The following is a 1,423-nucleotide window of genomic DNA, read 5'->3' as shown; positions in this document are numbered from 1 at the left end:
TTCCGCCGCTCTCCGTCGAGCAGGGTCTTGCCCTGCTGGACGCGGCGATGGCCACCGACGCACCCCACCTCGTCCCCCTCGGCAGCCTCGGCGGCGAGCGGCGTCCGGGGGCGGACGTACCCCCGCTGTTCCGGGGGCTCTTCAAGGGCGCCCGCCGGATGGCCGTGTCGGCGACGGCCGGTGCGCTTGGGCTGCGGCTCGGCGCCCTCGCCGAGGACGAACGGGCCCGGCAGGTGCTGGACCTCGTACGGACCGAGGCCGCCGGAGTGCTCGGACACACGTCGCTCCTGTCGGTCGAGGCCGAGCGGGGGTTCAAGGATCTGGGCATCGATTCGCTCACCGCCCTGGAGCTGCGCAACCGGCTGAATCAGGCCACCGGCCTGCGGTTGCCCGCCACCCTCGTCTTCGACCACCCCACCCCCACCGCGCTCGCCGGACACCTCCTCGCCGAAATTCTCGACGAGCACAAGGCCCTGGACGCGGTCGCACCGGCAGTGTCCGGCGACGACGACCCGATCGTGATCGTCGGCATGGCGTGCCGGATGCCGGGGGGCGTGGACACCCCCGAGGCCTTCTTCGACATGCTTCTCGAAGGCCGGGAGGGGCTGACCGACTTCCCCACCGACCGGGGCTGGGACCTCGCCGCTCTCTTCGGCGAGAGCGGCCCGGGAAACAGAGGAGCCAGCGCGACCCGAACGGGTGGCTTCCTTTCGGCGCTGGGCGACTTCGACGCCGGCTTCTTCGGGATTTCGCCGCGCGAGGCCCTGGCCATGGACCCGCAGCAGCGGTTGTTGCTGGAGACCTCCTGGGAGGCGTTCGAGCGGGCCGGGATCGACCCGTCGCGGCTGCGTGGCAGCCGTACCGGCGTCTTCGTGGGCACCACCGGGCAGGACTACGCCTCGCTCGTCATGAACTCGCGCGAGGACGTGGAAGGTCACGCCAGTACGGGCCTGGCGAACAGCGTGATCTCGGGGCGCGTGTCGTACACCTTCGGACTCGAAGGTCCGGCCGTGACCGTGGACACCGCCTGCTCGTCCTCCCTGGTGTCCATGCACCTGGCCGCCCAGTCGTTGCGCAGTGGTGAATCCTCGCTGGCGCTGGCCGGCGGTGTGACCGTGCTGGCCACGCCGGTGAGCTTCCTCGGCTTCAGCCGGCAGGGCGGGCTGGCGGGCGACGGCCGTTGCAAGGCGTACGCGGACGCCGCGGACGGCACCGGCTGGTCCGAAGGCGTCGGCGTGGTCGTCATGGAACGGCTCTCGGACGCCGTGCGCAACGGGCACGAGGTGCTGGCCGTCATGCGTGGCTCGGCGGTGAACCAGGACGGCGCGTCGAACGGTCTGACCGCGCCGAACGGTCCTTCTCAGCAGCGGGTGATTCGGCAGGCGTTGGCGGCTGCGGGTGTGTCGGCGGCGGATGTGGATGT

1 protein-coding gene is annotated in these 1,423 nt (G+C 71.5%); it reads left to right on the top strand.

Features of this window, described 5'->3' with window-relative positions; all coding sequences use genetic code 11:
• Positions 1-1,423, top strand: a 1,423-nt coding sequence (locus tag IE269_RS42685; protein ID WP_318299713.1) for a beta-ketoacyl synthase N-terminal-like domain-containing protein, incomplete at both ends; no start/stop codon positions are given.

The sequence above is a fragment of the Streptomyces spiroverticillatus genome, from assembly GCA_014650415.1.
GTDB lineage: Bacteria > Actinomycetota > Actinomycetes > Streptomycetales > Streptomycetaceae > Streptomyces > Streptomyces spiroverticillatus.
The sequence above is the reverse complement of the archived record's forward strand: the minus strand, read 5'-3'. Positions and strand labels throughout refer to the sequence as shown.